The 19,865-nt window shown below is 34.3% G+C and carries 14 protein-coding genes; 10 read left to right on the forward strand and 4 right to left on the reverse strand.

Going from position 1 to position 19,865, the window contains the following annotated elements; translation table 11 throughout:
• The first annotated feature begins 70 nt into the window (after window positions 1-70).
• The 4 genes from CLOLE_RS03445 (at window position 71) to CLOLE_RS21570 (ending at window position 6,294) form a co-directional block, all read left to right on the forward strand.
• Window positions 71-1,870, forward strand: a complete 1,800-nt coding sequence (locus CLOLE_RS03445) for a stalk domain-containing protein (protein WP_013655674.1) — start codon at window positions 71-73, stop codon at window positions 1,868-1,870.
• Window positions 1,871-2,042: 172 nt separating this feature from the next.
• On the forward strand, window positions 2,043-3,848 hold the full coding sequence (locus CLOLE_RS03450; RefSeq protein ID WP_013655675.1) for a copper amine oxidase N-terminal domain-containing protein: 1,806 nt from the start codon (window positions 2,043-2,045) through the stop codon (window positions 3,846-3,848).
• 92 nt (window positions 3,849-3,940) lie between these two features.
• A complete protein-coding gene (locus CLOLE_RS03455; RefSeq protein ID WP_013655676.1) occupies window positions 3,941-4,699 on the forward strand; it encodes a TatD family hydrolase in 759 nt (252 codons plus the stop codon).
• Window positions 4,700-5,271: 572 nt separating this feature from the next.
• Entirely contained in the window at window positions 5,272-6,294 is a 1,023-nt protein-coding gene (locus tag CLOLE_RS21570; RefSeq protein WP_013655677.1) for a 3D domain-containing protein, read from the forward strand.
• Between the two features lie 76 nt (window positions 6,295-6,370).
• On the opposite strand, the gene CLOLE_RS03465 is transcribed toward CLOLE_RS21570, so the two are convergent.
• From CLOLE_RS03465 to CLOLE_RS03475, 3 genes are read right to left on the reverse strand one after another with little or no spacing between them, the layout of a single operon-like run.
• Window positions 6,371-7,249, reverse strand: coding sequence for a hypothetical protein (locus CLOLE_RS03465; protein WP_013655678.1), 879 nt, complete (start codon window positions 7,247-7,249; stop codon window positions 6,371-6,373).
• Window positions 7,250-7,285: 36 nt separating this feature from the next.
• Window positions 7,286-8,728 carry a sensor histidine kinase gene (locus tag CLOLE_RS03470; protein WP_013655679.1) on the reverse strand — a complete coding sequence of 481 codons (1,443 nt, stop codon included), beginning with the start codon at window positions 8,726-8,728 and terminating at the stop codon, window positions 7,286-7,288.
• Window positions 8,725-9,378 (reverse strand): response regulator transcription factor, encoded by a 654-nt coding sequence (locus CLOLE_RS03475; RefSeq protein ID WP_013655680.1) that lies wholly within the window; start codon window positions 9,376-9,378, stop codon window positions 8,725-8,727. Before CLOLE_RS03475 ends, CLOLE_RS03470 begins: the two co-directional genes overlap by 4 nt.
• A gap of 181 nt (window positions 9,379-9,559) precedes the next feature.
• Here CLOLE_RS03475 and CLOLE_RS03480 point away from each other — a divergent pair, with 181 nt between their 5' ends.
• Window positions 9,560-11,299, forward strand: coding sequence for an ABC transporter ATP-binding protein (locus CLOLE_RS03480; protein WP_013655681.1), 1,740 nt, complete (start codon window positions 9,560-9,562; stop codon window positions 11,297-11,299).
• A gap of 65 nt (window positions 11,300-11,364) precedes the next feature.
• Here CLOLE_RS03480 and CLOLE_RS03485 read toward each other — a convergent pair whose 3' ends face one another.
• Window positions 11,365-12,894 carry a methyl-accepting chemotaxis protein gene (locus tag CLOLE_RS03485; RefSeq protein ID WP_013655682.1) on the reverse strand — a complete coding sequence of 510 codons (1,530 nt, stop codon included), beginning with the start codon at window positions 12,892-12,894 and terminating at the stop codon, window positions 11,365-11,367.
• A gap of 473 nt (window positions 12,895-13,367) precedes the next feature.
• Between CLOLE_RS03485 and CLOLE_RS03490 the strand changes: the two genes are divergently transcribed.
• From CLOLE_RS03490 to CLOLE_RS03510, 5 genes are all read left to right on the forward strand, one after another.
• Window positions 13,368-14,195, forward strand: a complete 828-nt coding sequence (locus tag CLOLE_RS03490) for a transporter substrate-binding domain-containing protein (RefSeq protein ID WP_041712901.1) — start codon at window positions 13,368-13,370, stop codon at window positions 14,193-14,195.
• A gap of 113 nt (window positions 14,196-14,308) precedes the next feature.
• Window positions 14,309-15,079, forward strand: a complete 771-nt coding sequence (locus tag CLOLE_RS03495; RefSeq protein WP_013655684.1) for an amino acid ABC transporter permease — start codon at window positions 14,309-14,311, stop codon at window positions 15,077-15,079.
• 19 nt (window positions 15,080-15,098) lie between these two features.
• Window positions 15,099-15,836 carry an amino acid ABC transporter ATP-binding protein gene (locus CLOLE_RS03500; RefSeq protein ID WP_013655685.1) on the forward strand — a complete coding sequence of 246 codons (738 nt, stop codon included), beginning with the start codon at window positions 15,099-15,101 and terminating at the stop codon, window positions 15,834-15,836.
• A 547-nt stretch (window positions 15,837-16,383) separates the two neighbouring features.
• The gene (locus CLOLE_RS03505) at window positions 16,384-18,420 is read left to right on the forward strand and encodes a methyl-accepting chemotaxis protein (RefSeq protein WP_013655686.1); all 2,037 of its coding nucleotides are present in this window, start codon (window positions 16,384-16,386) and stop codon (window positions 18,418-18,420) included.
• Window positions 18,421-18,734: 314 nt separating this feature from the next.
• Window positions 18,735-19,853 carry a copper amine oxidase N-terminal domain-containing protein gene (locus CLOLE_RS03510; RefSeq protein WP_013655687.1) on the forward strand — a complete coding sequence of 373 codons (1,119 nt, stop codon included), beginning with the start codon at window positions 18,735-18,737 and terminating at the stop codon, window positions 19,851-19,853.
• Window positions 19,854-19,865: the final 12 nt, after the last annotated feature.

Genomic DNA, 19,865 nt, shown 5'->3' on the forward strand with positions numbered 1-19,865 from the left:
AATGATATAGCGCTATATCATTTAGAAGTAAAAAGTATTTTAGAAAAAGAATAATCGAGGGGGAATTAAGATGAAAAAGATAGTGCAGAAGATGATAACATTAGGGTTAGCAGGATGTTTAGTCATGAGTCCTACCTATGTAATGGCACGAGAAACAACTAATCTTGAATTAAGTAAATATGCGCCTATACGTGTAACGGTAGATAGTGCAAATTACATAGAAAAAGAAGGCGAGCTAAGTGATATTACTATTGAAGAAAGAAGTGCCGGTTGCTTAACAAATATAAGAGATATGGATGAAAGAACACTAGTATTATCTTTAAAGAATACCTCATATACCTTTGCAAGTTTGCCAAAGATTACATTAAGTGACGGCTTTAAAAATTTAGGTAAGGTTCAAATAAGCTATGGAGAAACCAATAAGAAAGAAGATATTCAGCTTATATACATAACTTTACCTTATAGCAGTAACAAAGGAGCAAGAGGAACATTGACTGTCAGTGATTTAAAAGTAACAGCAGCAACCCTTAAAACAGGCGACTTGAATTTGAATCTAGGTTTATTATCTGAAACAAGATATGAGAGTGTAAAAGTGGCAGAAGTATTATCCTATGGTGCTACTCTTAAGGTAGATAGAGTTAAAGCAGTAGTAACGGGAGATAATCGAGCTGTTAGCTTTGAGTTGCAAGAAGGAATGCCAGATAGCTTTATTGCGAATAGGCCATTAGAGTTTAGCCTAGATAAGGGATATTTCCGTAGTGAGCTTAATGATAGCAATACCTTAGATATTGGAGCTGTATTACTGAATGGTAAGGATATCACAAATCAAGTGAAATTAGAGCCTGAATTTGAAGAGGGGTTGATAGTAGGATTTACCATGCAGATTCCAACTATTGATAGAACAATACGTAATACTTTAAGTTTTGAGGGATTACAGCTTTGTGCTCAATCATCGGATTCAGGAAATATTACATTAACAGTAGAAGGAAGAGGCATTACTAATCCTATAAGTGAGATTATTGCTGAAATAGAAACTGCTACTTCAATTCGAGTAGAAGGTATTAAAGCTAAAGTAGGTGTAAGAAATCAAGTAGGTGGTAAAGTTATTATTAGTGAGAATGATAGAGGTATGTTAGCTAAAGGAAAAATCCGTTTAGAGTTGGAGGGGGAACCCTATATTTATTATAATAAGACCCCTAAAATTAAAGTAATACAAGGGGATGCAGAGTTAAAAGTAATTGGATGGGTGGACAAGGAAACTAATATTTTAGAGATAGAAGTGACAAGAGCTTCTAGAAAGGCTTCTATTATAGAAATAAGTGATTTTACTTACAGTGTAGATCGCACAGCTCCAGATGGTAAATTTGCTCTCACTATTAGCGGTAGTGCATTATCACCAGAAAATCCTACAGAAACAACTGTATTTGAAGATTTTATGATTACTTCTATGCCAGAAGTATTTCCGGGCATTCCTGTAGCACCGACAAATAAAACAGTAACCACAGTCTTTAAGTTGGGAAGTACAAACTATACTGTAGATGGTGTGAATTATGAGATGGATGTAGCACCATTTAGTCAAGATGGACGCACAATGATACCTATTCGTTATGCTGCTGAAGCTGCAGGTATATCTAGCAATGATGTAAAATTCTCAGGTGGAGTGATTATAGTACCAGCTAGTAAAAAAATAGAAATGACTTTAGGAAGTAGAGTAGTAAAAGCTGATGGTGAAGTGTCTACTATGATTACAGAACCTATAAGTCTTAATGGTAGAACTTATGTACCTATTTCAGAAATTGCTAAGCTACTTAACTTACAAGTACAATGGAATCAAGAAGAGCAAACAGCTACATTTATTTTAATAAATTAGAAAAAGCATCAAGAAGAGCTAGATAAGGAGAAAACCTCATTTAGCTCTTTTTTCTTATGTTAATTTATATTACAAGTGAGTTAAAAAAGAAATACGTTATGTTAAAGTGTATAGTAAAGAATACGGCAATTAGATAAGATAAAAAAGATTAGAATGTTAGGGGGAAAGTAAAGTGAGGAAAAGTAAAAAATGGATAAAGGCATTTAACCTAGTATTAGGCGTTATAATGGTACTATTGATAATAGATGTGAAGGTATGGGCTAGTAGTGAGACATTATCAGCATATAATTGGCATTTGCTATCACCGAATGAGATGGAAATCAAGGCAGAAGAAACGAATAAGATTACGTTGGGGATGGAAGATACCGAGCAAAATAGTACTGTTGAAATGACTGAAATTACTATAGAAATAGAAGGAGCTTATTTTGTAGTAGATCCCTTTTCGGGAAAGATTGATTTTAAAGTGTATAATCAGCTTATAGACTTCCCTAAATGTATGCAAACAAATAAAGAGAGTTTAAAAGGAAGCAAGTTAGCTTCAAAGCTCTGCTTAGAGGTGGATGAGAGGAGCGTTGACAATAATAATATTATTGATCAACTGCCTATTTATAGAACCTCCAATCAAAAAGGGGATATTATACTGACCTTTAATCAGAATAAAAAAACACAGCTCATTATTAAAGTAAAGGAAAAGTTAGAACTTGGAGAAGTGAGTAATACAGTTAATATTGAGCAAGCAGAAAAGACACACGATAGTGTTTATATACAGGAAAAAGTAAGTGGTGCCTTAAATAAAGGTGTTATAGAGCTAGCAATTTCAGAAGAGCTATTAAATTGGTGGAAGGGGATACAGATTCTAGAAGGCGATATTAAAGTGATTGTATGGGAGCAAGGCGCACGGAAGGCAGGAAAAGTATGGATAGAGGTAGTAGAGACATCAACTGTACCTTCAAAAATTTGTTTATTTATTGAAAAAACATGTTTAGTAGAACCATTAAGTACATCATCACCATTTAAAACAATGGACTTACTCATAACAAGTCAAGTGTTTTCAAATACAGGGGTCAGTGCCAAGTATTGTTTAAAAGACTACTTGAGCATACTTCCAAGTAAACAAGTAACAGCAGGAGCAGCCGATAGGGCTATTTATTTCAAAGCTGGTAGTGAGGGGTATATTGTTGGAGAAGAATATTATCCAATACAAGGCTCTATTTATATGAAAGATCAATATCTTATGGCACCAATAAGAAGTATCTTAGAAAGTACAGGGATAGCTCATTACGACCTTACTTACAACAAAGGAGAGATAACGCTTACAGTGGGAAAAGAAGAGCCTATTAGGAAAATCACTCTACAATTAGGAGAAAAAGATGTTATTGTAGATAATCAAACTTATACTATGCAAACAGCACCAGAATTAAGAGCGGGTATCTTACATGTACCAGTATCTGAAATAGCAACCCTTTTAGAATTAGAGGTTTCTTCTTATAGAAGGGGAACAGGTATAGTATTGGGGGTAGAAGAACAAGAGAAAAGTAAAGAGATAAAAATAGTTACCGAGGGACAAAGATTAAAAGCGGGGCTTAGAAGACAAAATGCGGGGGAAGTTTATATAAAAGAAGGAACCAATGAACGATTTAAGAAAGGGGTATTAGAAATTGTTATTGGAGATGGAGGGGTTAATGAGAAGTATAAATCCTATATATTACAAGCGATACCCGAAGTTTCAGTTATCAAAGGGGATTTAAAAATCAAACTTATAGGAGTGAGCCAGGAAAAGGCTAATACATATGTAATAGAGATCATAGAGCAAAGTACGTTGCCATCAACCATTGCTGTAAGTTATCCAGATGTAGCATTAGATAGAACTACTCCAGAGGGGGACTATGGATTTAAGCTATCTGGAGTAGCATTAGATAACAGAGAGATAGTGGTTAAAGACTTTTTTGAGGTAAGAACACCCAATACATGTGAGTAGATTCAAAGCTGACCTTGTGGTTTTGATATAGAACCATTACAATAAACAACATAAGAGATAATAAGCCCAAGCATGTAAAGGAGAAAATAGAAATGTATTTTGATTCACACGCACATTATGATGATGAAAGTTTTAATGAGGATCGTTATGAATTGCTAGAAAGTATGAAAGATAAAGGCGTTGATTTTATTGTTAATGCAGCAGCGGATATGGATTCTTGTTTAACGGGAATAGCTTTAGCTAAAAAATATCCTTTTATATATTGTAGCATTGGAGTACATCCACACGATGTAAAGAGCTTAAAAGAAGAAGATTTAGAAGAAATGAGAAAGCTAGCTAGTTATGAGAAGGTTGTAGCCATTGGTGAAATAGGCCTAGATTACTATTATGATAGTTCACCTAGGCAGGTGCAAAGAGAATGGTTTAAAAAGCAGCTTCTTTTAGCAAAAGAGCTTGATTTGCCAGTGATTATTCATAGTAGAGAAGCTTCACAGGAGACGTTTGATTTGATTATGGAAAGCGGAGTAAGAGAAGGCGTTATTCACTGCTTTTCAGGAAGTCATGAACTCGCTAAAGAATATGTAAAAAAAGGTTTTTTCATAGGAATAGGTGGTTCTTTAACTTTTAAAAACGCCAAAAAAACAGTTAAGGTAGTGGAAACTATCGGACTAGAAAATATACTTATTGAGACAGATTCACCTTATCTGACACCAGTACCTCATAGAGGAAAGAGAAATGACTCATCTTACTTAAAATATGTAGTAGAGAAAATTGCAGAAATTAAAGGGGTGACCCCAGAAGAAGTGGCTAGCATAAGCTGTCAAAATGCTAAAACATTATTTAGAATTTAGACGAGAAGGCTTGGGAGAAAAGAGAAAAAAAGAAAATAAAAAAACAGCTTTTGGAAAAAGCTGTTTTTTTATTTTGTATACAAATACTAAACTCAGGCTTTATAAAGGGTAAGAAAATGATATGGAATAAAATAGAAAAAAAGTATATTGAAGAGAAAAAATACTTCTCAAATAAGGGGAAATTTTAATGAAATAAAGTAAAAAATAGTGCGTGTCATAAAAATAATGAAAAGGACATATAATAGTTATTAATAAAATATTACATAATTGTTAAAAGTGATTTTTTGAAAAAGAAAATTTTAATACATCAAACCCTTGAGAAATCGTGAATATAGATGAGATTTTGGCTTAATTTTCTGATTTTCCAATAAAAACTTATTACAAAAAGCTTGAAAAACTAAAAAATATATATTACAATCGTATTTGTAGTTGCAATAAATTAAAAATTGCATTTATTAACAAATCGTTGTAGTAAAGCCCGATTCACCAGATCAAGTGAGAAAGACCAATTGTTTTGATTAGTAAAGATAAAACTAAACTTTTATCAAGACAATCATTTTAAGGAGGATATCATGAAGAATCGAAGTAGAATCGCTTTATTGATTGTAGCGTTGTTTATGCTATGTGCAGTTAGTATTACAGCCTATCAATCCATGTCAAAGATTATTACTTTAGTCGATGACGGGAAAGTGACTCAATATGAAACAGACGCAAGTAGCGTAAAAGAACTATTAACGCAGTTGAAGGTTACCCTTGGTGACAAAGATACTGTGCAACCTGCATTAGAAACTGAAATTGAAGACAATATGAAAATCACTATAGAAAGATGGAAACCTACAGTAAGCTATACAGAAAATGGAGAAACAGTTGAATTCAAAACTGGACTCTCTGTAGTAGGAGATATCATTGATGCAAAAGGTTTAACAAATGCTGAGGGCTTAGCAGTTGAACCTAGCTTAGAAACAAAAGTTACAGACGGTATGAAAATTACTGTTAAAACAAAAAAAGTTGAAACAGTAAACGAAACAAGACAAATCGGCTTTGAAACAAAAGTTGTTGAAACAGCTGATTTAGCATTTGGTGAAACGAAAGTTAAGCAAGAAGGTAAAAATGGGCTTAAAGAAGTAAGTTTAGAAAGAACTTACTTTGGTGGTGAAGTGGTTGACGAAAAGGTTTTAAATGTCAATGTAACACAAGAACCTACAGAAGAGATTGTACTTAAAGGTGTACAGAATTCTATCAAAGACTCATTTACAGGAAAAAGTTATGCATATACAAAAGTATATGAGATGGAAGCTACAGCGTATACAAATGGTAATGATGGATGGGGTAACCGTACTGCAAGTGGTATGACTACATTCGTAGGCATGGTTGCAGTTGACCCGAAGGTTATTCCACTAGGAACAAAAATCTATGTTGAAGGTTATGGTATTGCCATTGCTGGAGATACAGGTGGAGCTATTAAAGGTAATATTGTTGATTTATTCTTTAATAGCAACAAAGAATGTTTCCAATTTGGGCGCCAATATGGTCTTAATGTCTATATACTAAAAGACCAAGATGTTGATGTAAAAGCAGAACGTAAATCTTATTAAAACTAATAGGAGGTTCTTCACTTTTAAAGTGAAGAACCTCCTATTGCTATATTGTTTAGGGCTCTTATTTCTAGCATTATTCTTCTAGGATGGGTAGAAGAGAGGGCGGTTGGCTTGTTTCCTGAGTTTGTGTATCGATAGACTCCATTTCTTGTTCAATCTTTTTTATTGTTTCCAAAGTATATTGGTATCCTACACTATAGCTAATGCCGAGTAATGCTTGATCATATCTTGAGAAAGTCATCTGGGCAACTTCTCCATTTTCGCCTTTGATATCAAAGGTAATATCTGGGTCGTTATTACTATAGCCCTGACAATTGTATTGAACAGATGCAACCTGACTGTGAACGACATTTAGATTATTAGCAGTTTGTTTTGCCAGTAGTACATATTCTTGAGGATTTTGGGCAAGAGCTGAGTCGAAGGTCACAGGAATATCCACATCTAAAACTCTACTATGATTCACTGCAAATAAATCACCTGTAACAGAGTCCACTTCAAAACAATAACTGAGTTCATCATCAATCAAAACATCAGCATACCACCTTGAGCGTGGTATACTATCAGTTGGTTCATGATACCCCATCTCAATGACCTGACCTTCAAGATTAAGACCGTATATACGCCACAAAGCCTGTGCACCGATTTCGGCAGCTGCTTCTTTTGTCATATCCTTACTAGTTGGTGTTTGATTCTTAAAATATTCAAGGTTAATGTTTCTTATTATATAATTTGCTTTTTTATACCCCTCAGGCAAACTACTCTGAGTTGGTGTGCTAGATAGCTGGTTTGTAGAATTTGCATAGGTGGTGGGAATTATATTTTTTTTGCTATATTCCGCTGCGATAACTGCTTGTGTAAATGCTTGAAATAAGATGACGCTAGTTCCGATAATCATTGTAGTAGCTAAAATAGTCTTTTTAAAGTGCTTTATTTCCAACTTGCCAACTTTCATGTGAATCTCTCCTTTAATTATTTAATTGTGATCACATTAAATAGTATGGGGGACTTTAATTATAGAATTATAATTAAGTTGTTGTGGAGTTGTAAAAATAATCTTGGCTGTTGTCCCTTTATTGACTTGGCTAATAAAATTTAGTTCTGCGCCGTGATACGTTGCTATCTGTTTACAGATGGCAAGGCCTAATCCAGCACCACCATCGCATCTACTGCGAGATTTTTCTCCTCGAAAAAAGGGTTCTGTAATCTGTTGAAGAATTTCAGCATCCATGCCTTTTCCATTATCTTGGACCACGATGGTTTTCTTCATATTTTCCATAGTAGCAGATACTATAATAAGTCCGCCGCTGCCACATGCTTTTATGGCATTATCAATAAGATTAATTAGTAGGCTTTCAAGTAGGCAGGCATCTCCCCAGATCGTCTCTATTTCACTTTTAAATGCTAGATGTATGTTTTTATTTAAGATCTTTTTATGTAGTGTTTGCTGAATGGTCTCAAATAAGGTTGACACCTTTACCTTTTCACAGGTGATATAGTTATTTTGTAGATTTGCCAGCTCTAGTAACTGGAATGCTATGGTCTGTAGACGGCGGCTTTCAGACATAATATAATTTAATGCAGACAATCTATCATCCTCAGATAAAACAGCTTTCTGCATGCATTCAGCATATCCGTAGATGGCAGTTAAGGGTGTACGAAGCTCATGAGCAAAGTTATCAACAAACTGTTGTTTCTTATTTGCAGCATCCTGTAATTCTGTTATTTGACGCTGGATTTCATCCGCCATATGATTGAAACTCTGTGCCATTTCAGCAAGCTCATTATCTCCGAATACTTGAAGCCTGGTCTCATACGCTCCATTTGCAATATCCTTTGAGCTTCTGGAGATTTGATTAAGAGGCATAAATATCCGGTTCAGTACAAGAAGAAGACCTAAAGAGAGTAGGGCTGAGAGGATAAATCCTGAGAGAAACAATACATTTTTTAGATGAGTCCACGAGTTTATGGCATCTGTCGTATCATAAAGGTAAACTAGAGTGAAGGTATTATACGGAGTGGGAAGTTTTCCTGCAACCATGATATACATCTTATGGTCAGCTCTTTTTATGGTCATCAATCGGTTCCCATTATCTGGTGGCCTTAGGAAGTTGCTTTGCAATAAAAGTGAATCTTGACTACAATAGGAAAGATGATCATTTTTAAAAACTGCAAGTCCTACCTTATTATCTCCAGATAGAGAGCTATAAGGATGAAGTAGAGAACTTAAGGAACTGTCTATATCGGTTCCACGACCTTCCACAGCTTTAATATCCTTTAACAAGGCAGATGTAATAAAGTAGTGCTGGCTCAAGCACCTTTCCCTAGCGCGGCTTAGTATATCTCTAAACATGGTAATAGAAACAATGAAAATGCCAAGATTAAAGAAAAAGAGAAAAAGTATAAGTGTTGTTAAAAAAGTACGTTGCTTCATTGACGCACCTCTAGGCGATATCCCAGCTTGTATACCGTTTTTATTACGCCTTCCCAGCTCAGTTTTTTGCGAAGCTTTTGTATATGTACATCTACTGTTCTAGTGTCTCCCTCAAAATCATAGCCCCAAACCAGTTCTAATAGCCTTTCTCTAGAGAGTGCAATATTACGATTGTTTATGAGTACTTCTAGCAAATTATATTCCTTTGGAGTGAAATCTACTAATTGTCCGTTATAAAATACCTGGTGACTGTCAAAATCGATTTTAACATTTCGAATCTCGAAATATTTTGATGCTTTCTGAGTCCGTCTTAAAATAGCTTCTACACGGGCGAGTAATTCAAGCATTTCAAAAGGTTTAGTTATATAGTCATCAGCTCCTAGTGAGAAACCTTGGATGCGGCTTTGAAGACTATTTTTTGCTGTCAGAAAGATTGTAGGTGTTTGATTTACTTGCTTTATTACTTCAAATCCATCAAGTTCAGGTAACATGATATCTAAAATGATGAGATCATATGACTCACGTTGTATTGCAAAAATAGCACTTTTTCCTTCAAAAACAGAAGTACATTGGTGTCCCACGAGATGTAGGTTTAGTTTTACAAGATCATTAATTGCCACTTCATCTTCAACAATTAAAATAGATGCCAAGTTGATTCACCTCCTTATTTTAAGAATATTATCATCGTTTTGTTATAGAGTTGTAAAGCAGATAGTTACTTTTTAAAATAATGTTATGATTATTAATAGATTATTTATTAATCTAAGATTTGCTAGCACTCACTAAGTATGCTAAAATCATTGGATACAACTAAAAATAGGAGATGACATAATGGACACAATTAAACAATTTATAAAATACTATAAACCCTATCGTAAAATGTTCTTTTATGATATGGGCTGTGCCCTTACGCTCTCAGGTATAGATTTAACCTTCCCTCTCTTGGTGAGGTTCTTAATGAATGAAGTATACGTCTTAAATGATACTAATGAGATTATTAAATTTATTCTTATCATAGGAAGTATTCTTTTAGGCATGTATATACTCGCATTTTTCTGCCAATATTATATTACTACCTGGGGACATATTATGGGGGCTAGAATGGAATCAGACATGAGAAAGGAACTTTTCGGTCATTTAGAAAAGCTTTCATTCTCTTATTATGATGAAGTCAATACAGGAAAATTAATGTCTTGTATTACCAATGACCTCTTTGACATATCAGAGCTTGCTCACCATGGACCAGAGGATATTTTTATATCTTGCATAAAGATTGTAGGGACCTTCGCTATTTTAAGTATGATTAATATTAAGATGACGCTTATCCTTATTTTCTTTACAGCTATTATGCTGGCTTTCTCTCTCTATTATAATCGTAAAATGAAAGCAGTTTTCGCAAAGAATAGACAAAAGATTGCAGAGGTCAATGCCATTACACAAGATGCTTTAGGTGGTATTCGTGTGGTTAAATCTTTTGCCAATGAAGCAATAGAGATGCAAAAGTTTGAAGCAGGCAATGAAGCTTTCGTTAAGACTAAGAGTGAAAGTTACCTTATTATGGGTAAATATTTTAGTGGTAATGGCTTTTTTAAAAACATTTTATATTTAGCGACTATACTAGTAGGAGGATTATTTATTACAAGAGGCGAAATGAATTTAGCCGATTTAACGGTTTATATTCTTTATATTAATACCTACTTAAATCCAGTAGAGAAGCTAGTTAACTTCACCGAACAGTTCCAAAAAGGTATGACAGGCTTTGAACGTTTCTTAAGCGTTGTGCGTACGAAGCCAGAAATTGATGATGAACCAGATGCACAACCAATAGGAGAAGTAAAAGGAGATATTACCTTTGAAAATGTTTCTTTTAGTTATGCAGATGAAGAGAAGAATGTGTTAAGTAATATGAACATTCATATTCCTGCTGGTAAAACAGTTGCATTGGTAGGCCCTTCAGGTGGAGGTAAAACCACATTTTGCTCACTGATTCCTCGTTTTTATGAAGTCAGTGAAGGAAAAGTCCTAATAGATGGCAAAGATATTAAACATATTACACAAAGTTCTTTAAGGGATGCCATAGGTATTGTGCAGCAAGATGTATATTTATTTGGTGGTAGTATTAAACAAAATATAGCTTATGGTGATCCGAAGGCTGGTGATGAAGCAATCACCCAGGCGGCTAAGAAAGCTAATATTCATGATTTTATTATGAGCCTTCCAGAAGGATATGATACTTTCGTAGGTGAACGAGGTGTAAGATTATCAGGTGGACAAAAGCAACGTATTGCCATTGCTAGAGTATTTCTTAAAAATCCGCCGATACTTATCTTAGATGAAGCAACTTCGGCTTTAGATAATGAAAGTGAACGTTATATACAAAGGTCGTTAGATGAGTTATCTAAAGGAAGAACCACCTTAGTCATTGCCCACCGCTTAAGTACTATTAGGAATGCCGATGAGATTCTCGTTTTAACGAAAGCAGGTATTGCAGAAAAAGGTGCACATGAAGCTTTAATGAATGAAAATGGTTTATATGCACAGCTTTATAATATGCAGTTTGAAACAGCTTAATAAAAATGGCAACAAAAAAGGATTGTATAACTCACAAAAGAGCATACAATCCTTTTTAGTATGTTTTAATCCCTATCGTTTGCTACTTGATTAAGTTCTCTAGCCATTTGATCAATTTGATGAATAAGTTCAACTAAGTGGCTCATAGCAGCAGCACTTTCCTGGGAAGCTGAAGCAGTATTTTCTAATTGAGAAAGGTTGACGCCACAGATTTGTTTAACTTGCTCTACTATATCAACGATATGCTTACTATTTGAGAATACTTCTAAGGATAAGGTATTCATTTCTGTAATTGTACTGCCCATGGCGTTATTAGATTCAGTTACCTGAGCAGTAGAGTGTTTAGCTTTTTCAATAATGGATACACCATTCATAGCTAGAGTAGCACTGTTATTCATGGTTTCTACGGCTAAAGCTGTGCTGCTTATGACTTCATTAGCAACTATTTTAATATTTGCAACAGCTTCCTTAGTTTCTTCTGATAACTTTCTAATTTCTCTAGCAACAACAGCAAAGCCAAGACCTTGATTACCGGCTCTAGTAGCTTCTATAGCGGCATTTATAGCGAGTAAATTGGTTTGAGATGAAATATTGGTAATAATATCAACGATGTGTAAAATTTCTTGCGACTTTTCACATAAATCATTAATGACCTTTTTACCTTTATCTGCGCCGGTATTAATAGCAGTCATGCCAGCTACAGCATTATCCATAATTTGTGTATTATTAATAGAAAGCGTATTCACTTCTTTAGAGAGATTAGCTACTTCTTGATTGTATGTTGATAATTGATCTAGGTTACTAGCAATGGTAATAATATGATGTCTAGCATCTTCTAGTGCTTCTAAGGTATTTGCAGAATTAGAGGTTACAGTAGAAGTGCTAGCAGCAAGTTCTTCATTCATAGTGCTAGTAGTATCTGCCACAGAAGATAAAGTAGTAACTGCTTTAGCTAAATGAGTAGAGACTTCCGCAGATTTTTTAGTCATTTTAGCAATGTGGTCGTACATACGCTTCTGTTCTTCAGCACCAACCATATCTTTAAGTAAATGGCTTGTACGTTGATTTAAAGCACTAAAGATACAAGAGATGGCTATTAGCTCAATAGTTCTAGGAAAAATAAGAAAAACAAAGGAGTGGTATAAATCAGGGGCATTTAAATCAGGGGTAAATTTGAATATTAAAGAAAGTACCTGAGCTATAAGTAAAAAGATAATAGATTGCACAATGGCAAAAGTGTTAGCTCTTCTTGAAAAATAAATACTAGCCACAGCTATACCGTAAACATAGATAATGATGACATGATAGGATAGTAAGGTAGCCAAGACAGCTACAAATAAATTGCTACAAGTAATAAAGATGTACTTAAGAAAAGGTGAATCTAACTTTAAAATGTTTACTAGTAAGGTAGGCAAAAGTAAAAGAATAAGGCCTACTATGTAGCCGATAGTCATAGTATTAAAAGGAATAACAAAGATACCTATTAAATTTAATATATAGATTAAGGTATATAAGAGAGCAGTAATGCGTAAAAGTTTAGTAACAAAGTAATGAGCCAACTGTTCGTTCTCTTGTAAAAGTGAGTTTTTATTCATATGAAGCCTCCTTGCCGAATTATTTTTTTTATTATAGCAAGTTTTGGTATAAAATGTAGAAAAGTTAATAAAAAAGCCATAAAGTAGACAAAATATTACAATATATGCTTTGCATGTCTATTGAATAAAAAATAGTCATATAAACTTTTGTCCTTTGGAGAAAAATGTGCGACAAAAGTTTATAAATTTACATGAGTACATTTTATTGTGATTCAGGATATCAGGATAGCAATCTGCTTACATTGACCAAAAACACTTATCTAAGCAGCCTTACGGAATGAAATTTTTTGTGACTTGTTTATTTTATGATTAAATTTAAGAATAATAACAATTGTTTTTTTTGAAAAAAGGTGATAAAATGACTACAAATTGGGTAAGGAATCTTTAGGCAGTTTACAATGAGGTAAAGTCCTTAGTTGTGGAGTGCCTTTTTTACTCTCAAAAATTGTAAAAAAAGAAAGAAGTGTGAAGATATGAGAAGAAAATTAGCAGCATTAATATCAGCAGTGGCTATAGGAACTACTTTACTTACAGGTTGTGGTTCGGGAGCTAAAACAGGAGAAGAAAGTAGTACTTTTAGAGTAGGACTTGAATGTGGTTATGCACCTTTTAACTGGACGCAAATGGATGATAGTAATGGTGGTGTAAAAATTGATGGCAGTGCTGAATATGCAGGTGGGTATGATGTAGAAATCGCAAAGAAAATTGCAGAGGGATTAGGAAAAGAATTAGTCATCGTTAAAACAGAATGGGATGGCCTTGTACCAGCACTTACTTCGGGGAAAATAGATGCGATTATTGCAGGTATGTCACCAACAGCAGAACGTAAAGAAACTATTGATTTCTCCGATAACTATTATAAATCTGATTTGGTTATGGTTGTTAAAAAAGGTGGTATATATGAAAATGCTACATCTATTCAAGATTTTAGTGGTGCTAAGGTTACAGCTCAATTAAATACTTTCCACTATACTGTTATTGATCAAATAAATGGTGTAGAGAAACAATCAGCTATGGATAACTTCCCTGCTATGCGTGTAGCCCTTGAATCAGGTATGATTGATGGTTATGTTTCAGAAAGACCTGAAGGTGTAAGTGCGACTAATGCAAATCCAAACTTTGCTATGGTTGAATTTGAAGAGGGCTTTGAGACTTCAGATGATGATACAGCTATTGCAGTAGGCTTAAGGAAAGAAAGTCTTTGGACAGCTAATGTAAATGAAATTTTAAAAGGGATTTCTGAAGAGGAACGTACAACGATTATGGATACAGCTATTGTTAATCAACCAGCTGCTAACTAAGTAGATTTAATCAAATGAAGAGTAATAAAAACGAGACTAATGGTAGCATGCCCTTAGTTTTTGTTTGATAGGATACATAAATAGATGCAGTTAAGAAAAACAGGAGGAAACAAATGAGCTTTGAGTGGATTGTAAAAATTATTTCAACCAACGGCCCTATGTTCTTAAGAGGTGCAGGTTTAACACTGCTGATTTCTATGATAGGTACTATTTTAGGCTCTATCATAGGATTGCTAATTGGTGTGGTACGTACTGTGCCTATGCCAGAGAGAGGGATTAAACGTATTTTATTAAAAGTCATCAATGCCATTTTGTCAGCTTACATAGCTTTTTTCCGTGGCACACCAATGATTGTTCAAGCGATGGTTATTTACTACGGTTCAGCTTTGGCATTTGGCATGGATATGAATGTACTGGGGGCAGCTATTTTTATTGTTTCTATTAATACAGGTGCTTATATGGCAGAAATTGTGCGTGGTGGTATTATTTCTGTTGATAAAGGGCAATTTGAAGCAGCACAAGCTATTGGTATGAATCACTTACAAACAATGAGACATGTTGTATTGCCACAGGTTATTCGTAATATCCTTCCAGCTACAGGTAACGAATTTGTTATTAATATTAAGGATACTTCAGTACTTAATGTTATTAGTGTTAATGAATTGTTCTTCCAAACTAAGTCTGTAGCAGGAAACAACTTTAGATACTTTGAGTCTTTCTTTGTGGCTTGTATTTTATATTTCATTATGACTTATACAGTTACTAAAATTCTTCGTTATATTGAAAAGAAACTGGATGGTCCTGAGAATTATAATATGATTGCTAACCAAATGCAGGTACAAACACCTGAAGAAGCTTTAAAGCATCAAAAAGAGATGATATAGGGTAAAGGAGGAGATACATATGGAAAAAGTAATAGAAATTAAACATTTGAACAAATCCTTCGGTGCTCACGAAGTATTAAAAGATATTGATTTCTCTGTTAATAAAGGAGAAGTAGTATGTATTATCGGTTCTTCAGGTTCAGGTAAATCTACTTTACTTCGCTGTGTGAACTTACTTGAAAAGCCAAGTGGTGGCGAAATTATTTATAATGGAGAGAACATCTTAGATGATAAGCATGATGTTTATGCTTATCGTACGAAATTAGGGATGGTATTTCAGCAGTTTAATTTATTTAATAATCATGATGTACTAAGTAACTGTACTGTAGGACAAATGAAAGTGTTAAAACGTAGCAAAGAAGAAGCAGAAAAGATTGCCATGAAGTATTTAAAAATAGTAGGAATGGATCAATATATTCATGCAAAGCCAAAGCAGCTTTCTGGTGGACAAAAGCAACGTGTAGCTATTGCTAGGGCACTTTCTATGGAGCCAGATGTGATGCTTTTTGACGAACCAACCTCAGCACTTGATCCGGAAATGGTTGGAGAAGTACTAAAGGTTATGAAGGAATTAGCAGATAGCGGCTTAACTATGTTAGTGGTTACCCATGAAATGGGCTTTGCCAAAGAAGTATCGGATAGAGTTGTTTTCATGGATAAAGGCGTTATAGCTGAAGAAGGCAGACCAGAAGATATCTTTAATGCACCAAAGGAACAAAGAACCAAAGAATTCCTAAAGAGAGTCCTTGAAGCTTAATAAAATCAAGTAGAATAATGCTAAAAATAAAATGTGCTTTTACACTAAGTAAAAGCACATTTTATTTTTTAGACTAGCAGCCAAGAAACTTGTAAATAAGAAGTTTTATATGGGAAGGTATTTTGTCTATATGTTTGATATGCCTCTAACTGCCCAAGATAATATTGGTTTAGTTTGAGAAAGGTATGCGGCACTACCATTTAAGTATCATGATAGTGTAGAAGATAAGGATAAGACAATTACTTACATGATAGGAAAATCGAATACCATTTTGAGTAAGAATTAACAGAAATTAAAATACAACACGCCTAAAAATATTTGAAATAAATAAATTAATTTAATTTTTTAAATTTAAATTTGTGCATTATGATGAATTAAAGCTATGCCGATATACAGGTGACTTACTGAAAAACTAGACAGTTAGAAGTACTTAAAGAGAGAATGTATCAGTAAGGCATACTGCTAAAAACCATAAAAATTGGGACAAAAATTTCTCGCTGTCTAGTAAAGAGCTACTATAATGATTACTAAATAAGGAGAAATTAAGATGGCAAGAAAACTTAAGCAGACAAGTGTAGTAAGTAAATTAACCAAGAGATTATGGTACATAGCAGGACTTAGTTTTAGTATAGCACTTGTTGCTATGTATCTAGTAGGGACTGCACGTATAGAAAATCTTACAATCAAGAGCACTATTAAGATGGTAGAAGATAATGCTAGGTTATTAGAAGGAAGATTAGATAAATACTTTATGTTAGTGGATACTATTTCAGCAGATGAACGCTTATGTGATCCAGAGGGTGGATTTGATGAAAAAGAAAATGTACTTAGAGGCTATGTAGATTTATATGGAGAGAAATATGGAGTCAAATCTATTGGATATATTGATTTGGAGGGACAATTAACTTCAACCGATGGATTTGAGAATAATATATCTGATAGAGATTATTTTAAGGATTTAATGCAAGATAAGAAGTATATAAGTAGTCCGAGTTATAATATAAACACTGGACAACAAATTATATTTATGGGGGCGTCGCTCAAACAAGGTACGCAGGTCGTAGGAGCTATTACATGTACCTTTGATGGTAAATTCCTCTCGGATATGATTCAGGATTTAGAATATCTACAGGAAGGTAAATCCTATGTGCTTGATAAACAAGGCACAGTAATTGCCTCTAATAATTCATCAGAGGTAGCCGAGAGATACAATGTTATCAAGGAATTAGAACAAGACCCTACACTTACTCACTTAGAAGATATTGCTAAGGTCCATCAAAAAATGATTGAAGGTGGAGAGGGGGCTGAATTGATTAATGATGGTATGAATAAATATATCGTCTATCATGATATACCTTATTCCCAAGGGTGGAGCCTTGCTTTTGAGGTGAAAAGAAAAGATATCATTAGTGAGGTCGCTGCAATAGCAACAGTTAATGCTTTATCATGTAGTATAGCAATGATCTTATTATGTATAGGGATGGTTATAACTGCAAAGCCATTAGGAAAAAGACTGAATTATCTTAAGGACGAAATTGATAAAATGGCTCAAGGTGATTTCACTATTAAACTTAATACAGAGGATGAAAAGACTAGGGATGAAATAACTCTTATGGAAGAGGCACTACAAAAGAGCATAGATGCCACAAGAAAGACACTAACTGCAGTTGAACATAATGCAACCGTATTAATGGGACAAGCGAAAGGCTTAGAAGGAGTATCACATGAAATCTATGAGGGTGCTAATAATATTGCAACCTCTATGACAAATACCGCGACAGAAAATACAAATCAATCTATAGAAATTACCAATATGAATCAGCAGATGGATGAATTTGTTGCTAACTTAGACGATATGGAAAACAACATCGAAGAGGTTATATATGTTACTTTAGAAGCAGAAAACGAGATTAAAGAGAGTCAGGAGCAAGTAAGAGACTTGGTTACTTCAGTAGATACCTTCAATCAATCCTTTAACCAGTTTGGAAATATGATTGGGAACATGAACAAGAAAATTTCTTCTATTAATGGGATTACTGCAGCCATTACACAAATTTCAGAACAGACGAATTTATTGGCCCTTAATGCAGCTATTGAGGCAGCTAGAGCTGGGGAAGCAGGAAGAGGCTTTAGTGTGGTAGCAGAAGAGATTAGAAAATTAGCTGAACAAAGTCAAGAGTCAGTGCGTGAAATTAGTAGGATTATTGAGGCAGTTTTAAATGAAGGGGAACATTTAACAAGTTCTAGTGATGAAATCAATGTGAAGATGCAAGTGCAAAAAGAAAATATTGATAGAGCGGTAGTGACTTTTGAACATATGGCAGGCGCAATGAAAAGTATCCTACCCAAAACAGAGGCTATGGCAGCTGTTTCAGTTGCTAATAAACGTCAAAAGGACAGCATTAAAGCAAGTATAGAAAAAGTGGCCCATGCCTCTCAAGAATTAGCGGCAGCCTCACAGGAAGTAGCTGCTACAGCAGAAGAATTTAATCAATCTAGTGAAAGTATTCGAGATGTTGCCAAAGCCGTTCATCAATTGACTGTGGAATTAACAGAGCAAATGGAACAGTTTAAAGTAAAATAATAGAGTATGAGTGATATATAATACAAATAGATAAGTACTAGATAACTAGAAGATAGAGGTTATCTAGTGCTTTTTTATATTCTATTAATTTGATATGATTTTAAATAGAAGTATTGGATAGTTTTTCACTGGTATAAAGCATAACATTAAGACGATGTTTTTGATTTTTGTTAAAAATAATAACCAAGTATAATTTATAAAAAATACAGAATATTACAAATGAATTAAGTTTCAGTTAACCATGTAGTGTTGCTATAGAAGAATGAGTATAATGAAAACGTAAAAAGTGTCTATATAAAAGAAAAGGTGATACTATGAAGGGGATTAATAAAAAAAGAATAGCAAAGAGTTTTAGCGCGGTAGTAGCAAGTCTACTAATAGTAGGTACACCACAGATGAATGAGCTTATGGCAGCAAGCAAGATAAGTGTTACCTATAATAATCAGGAGTTAATGCTAAGTAATGAACCGAAGGTGATTAATCAAAGTGTGATGCTTCCACTACGAGACCTATCAGAGCAATTAGGGTATAAGGTGGAATGGGAGCAAGCAACAGGTAAGATTGAGATTGTAGATGGAGCTTATAAGGTTGTATTGCAGGTGGGGAGTAAAGTAGCAGAGGTTAATGGCAAAGTAGTAACCATAGATGTAGCGCCTCAAACCATCAATGGTGTGACTTATATACCACTTCGCTTTGTGAGTGAGGCTCTGGAAATGGGTGTTCAGTGGAGTAAAGAAAACAAGGTGGCATTAGAAGGAAAATATACAGTTGATGAGGCGAACAAAAAGTTAATGGTAAGAACTGCCAGTGGGAAAAAGGTAGTGGGAGATATTAATACTTATGATGAGAACGTAGTAGCTGGGAAGAATGTAACTTTAAAAAGAACTAGTGCAGGGAGCGAAATGGTTTGTGTGACCTGTATTATACAAGGAGCACTCACTCAGACAGCTAGTACGACTTTTTATATAAAAGACGGTAAGGTCATTGACAAGCTAGTAGAAAAGCCAAGTATTCAAGCTGAAGCTGGCATACTCTACAAAAATAATGAAGTGGCTATTAGTACAGGAACTGAATTTAAAATATATGATGATTTAACAGGGACTTTAGTTAAAACTTATAATCTAAAAGAAAAATTAGATGGAGAAGGTTTTGTTCCAATTAGCTATAGTAATAACTATATAGTAGGTAGATATCAAAATACCATTCATGTCATTGATTTAGTAAATGGTAAGATTACCAGGATATTGGATTTTATTCCTGAAGGAACAGAAAAAGAAAAAGAAGCCAAATACTATGTCTATACGTTTGATATGCCATTAACGTCTCAAGATAATATTAATTTGGTATGGGAGACTGAAGAAGCACTAGTGTTTAAATATCATGATAATGTAGAAGATAAAGATAAGACCATTACTTACATGATTGGAAAGTAATCAGAACATAAA

The sequence above is a fragment of the Cellulosilyticum lentocellum DSM 5427 genome (assembly GCF_000178835.2).
GTDB classification, from domain to species: domain Bacteria; phylum Bacillota; class Clostridia; order Lachnospirales; family Cellulosilyticaceae; genus Cellulosilyticum; species Cellulosilyticum lentocellum.

What these genes read in the sequence shown, in the direction of transcription:
- CLOLE_RS21570 (WP_013655677.1), top strand. Translation starts at nt 5,272, where the DNA reads ATGAAGAATCGAAGTAGAATCGCTTTATTGATTGTAGCGTTGTTTATG.
- CLOLE_RS03490 (WP_041712901.1), top strand. Translation starts at nt 13,368, where the DNA reads ATGAGAAGAAAATTAGCAGCATTAATATCAGCAGTGGCTATAGGAACT.
- CLOLE_RS03500 (WP_013655685.1), top strand. Translation starts at nt 15,099, where the DNA reads ATGGAAAAAGTAATAGAAATTAAACATTTGAACAAATCCTTCGGTGCT.
- CLOLE_RS03480 (WP_013655681.1), top strand. Translation starts at nt 9,560, where the DNA reads ATGGACACAATTAAACAATTTATAAAATACTATAAACCCTATCGTAAA.
- CLOLE_RS03495 (WP_013655684.1), top strand. Translation starts at nt 14,309, where the DNA reads ATGAGCTTTGAGTGGATTGTAAAAATTATTTCAACCAACGGCCCTATG.
- CLOLE_RS03465 (WP_013655678.1), bottom strand. Translation starts at nt 7,249, where the DNA reads ATGAAAGTTGGCAAGTTGGAAATAAAGCACTTTAAAAAGACTATTTTA.
- CLOLE_RS03485 (WP_013655682.1), bottom strand. Translation starts at nt 12,894, where the DNA reads ATGAATAAAAACTCACTTTTACAAGAGAACGAACAGTTGGCTCATTAC.
- CLOLE_RS03455 (WP_013655676.1), top strand. Translation starts at nt 3,941, where the DNA reads ATGTATTTTGATTCACACGCACATTATGATGATGAAAGTTTTAATGAG.
- CLOLE_RS03505 (WP_013655686.1), top strand. Translation starts at nt 16,384, where the DNA reads ATGGCAAGAAAACTTAAGCAGACAAGTGTAGTAAGTAAATTAACCAAG.
- CLOLE_RS03510 (WP_013655687.1), top strand. Translation starts at nt 18,735, where the DNA reads ATGAAGGGGATTAATAAAAAAAGAATAGCAAAGAGTTTTAGCGCGGTA.
- CLOLE_RS03470 (WP_013655679.1), bottom strand. Translation starts at nt 8,728, where the DNA reads ATGAAGCAACGTACTTTTTTAACAACACTTATACTTTTTCTCTTTTTC.
- CLOLE_RS03445 (WP_013655674.1), top strand. Translation starts at nt 71, where the DNA reads ATGAAAAAGATAGTGCAGAAGATGATAACATTAGGGTTAGCAGGATGT.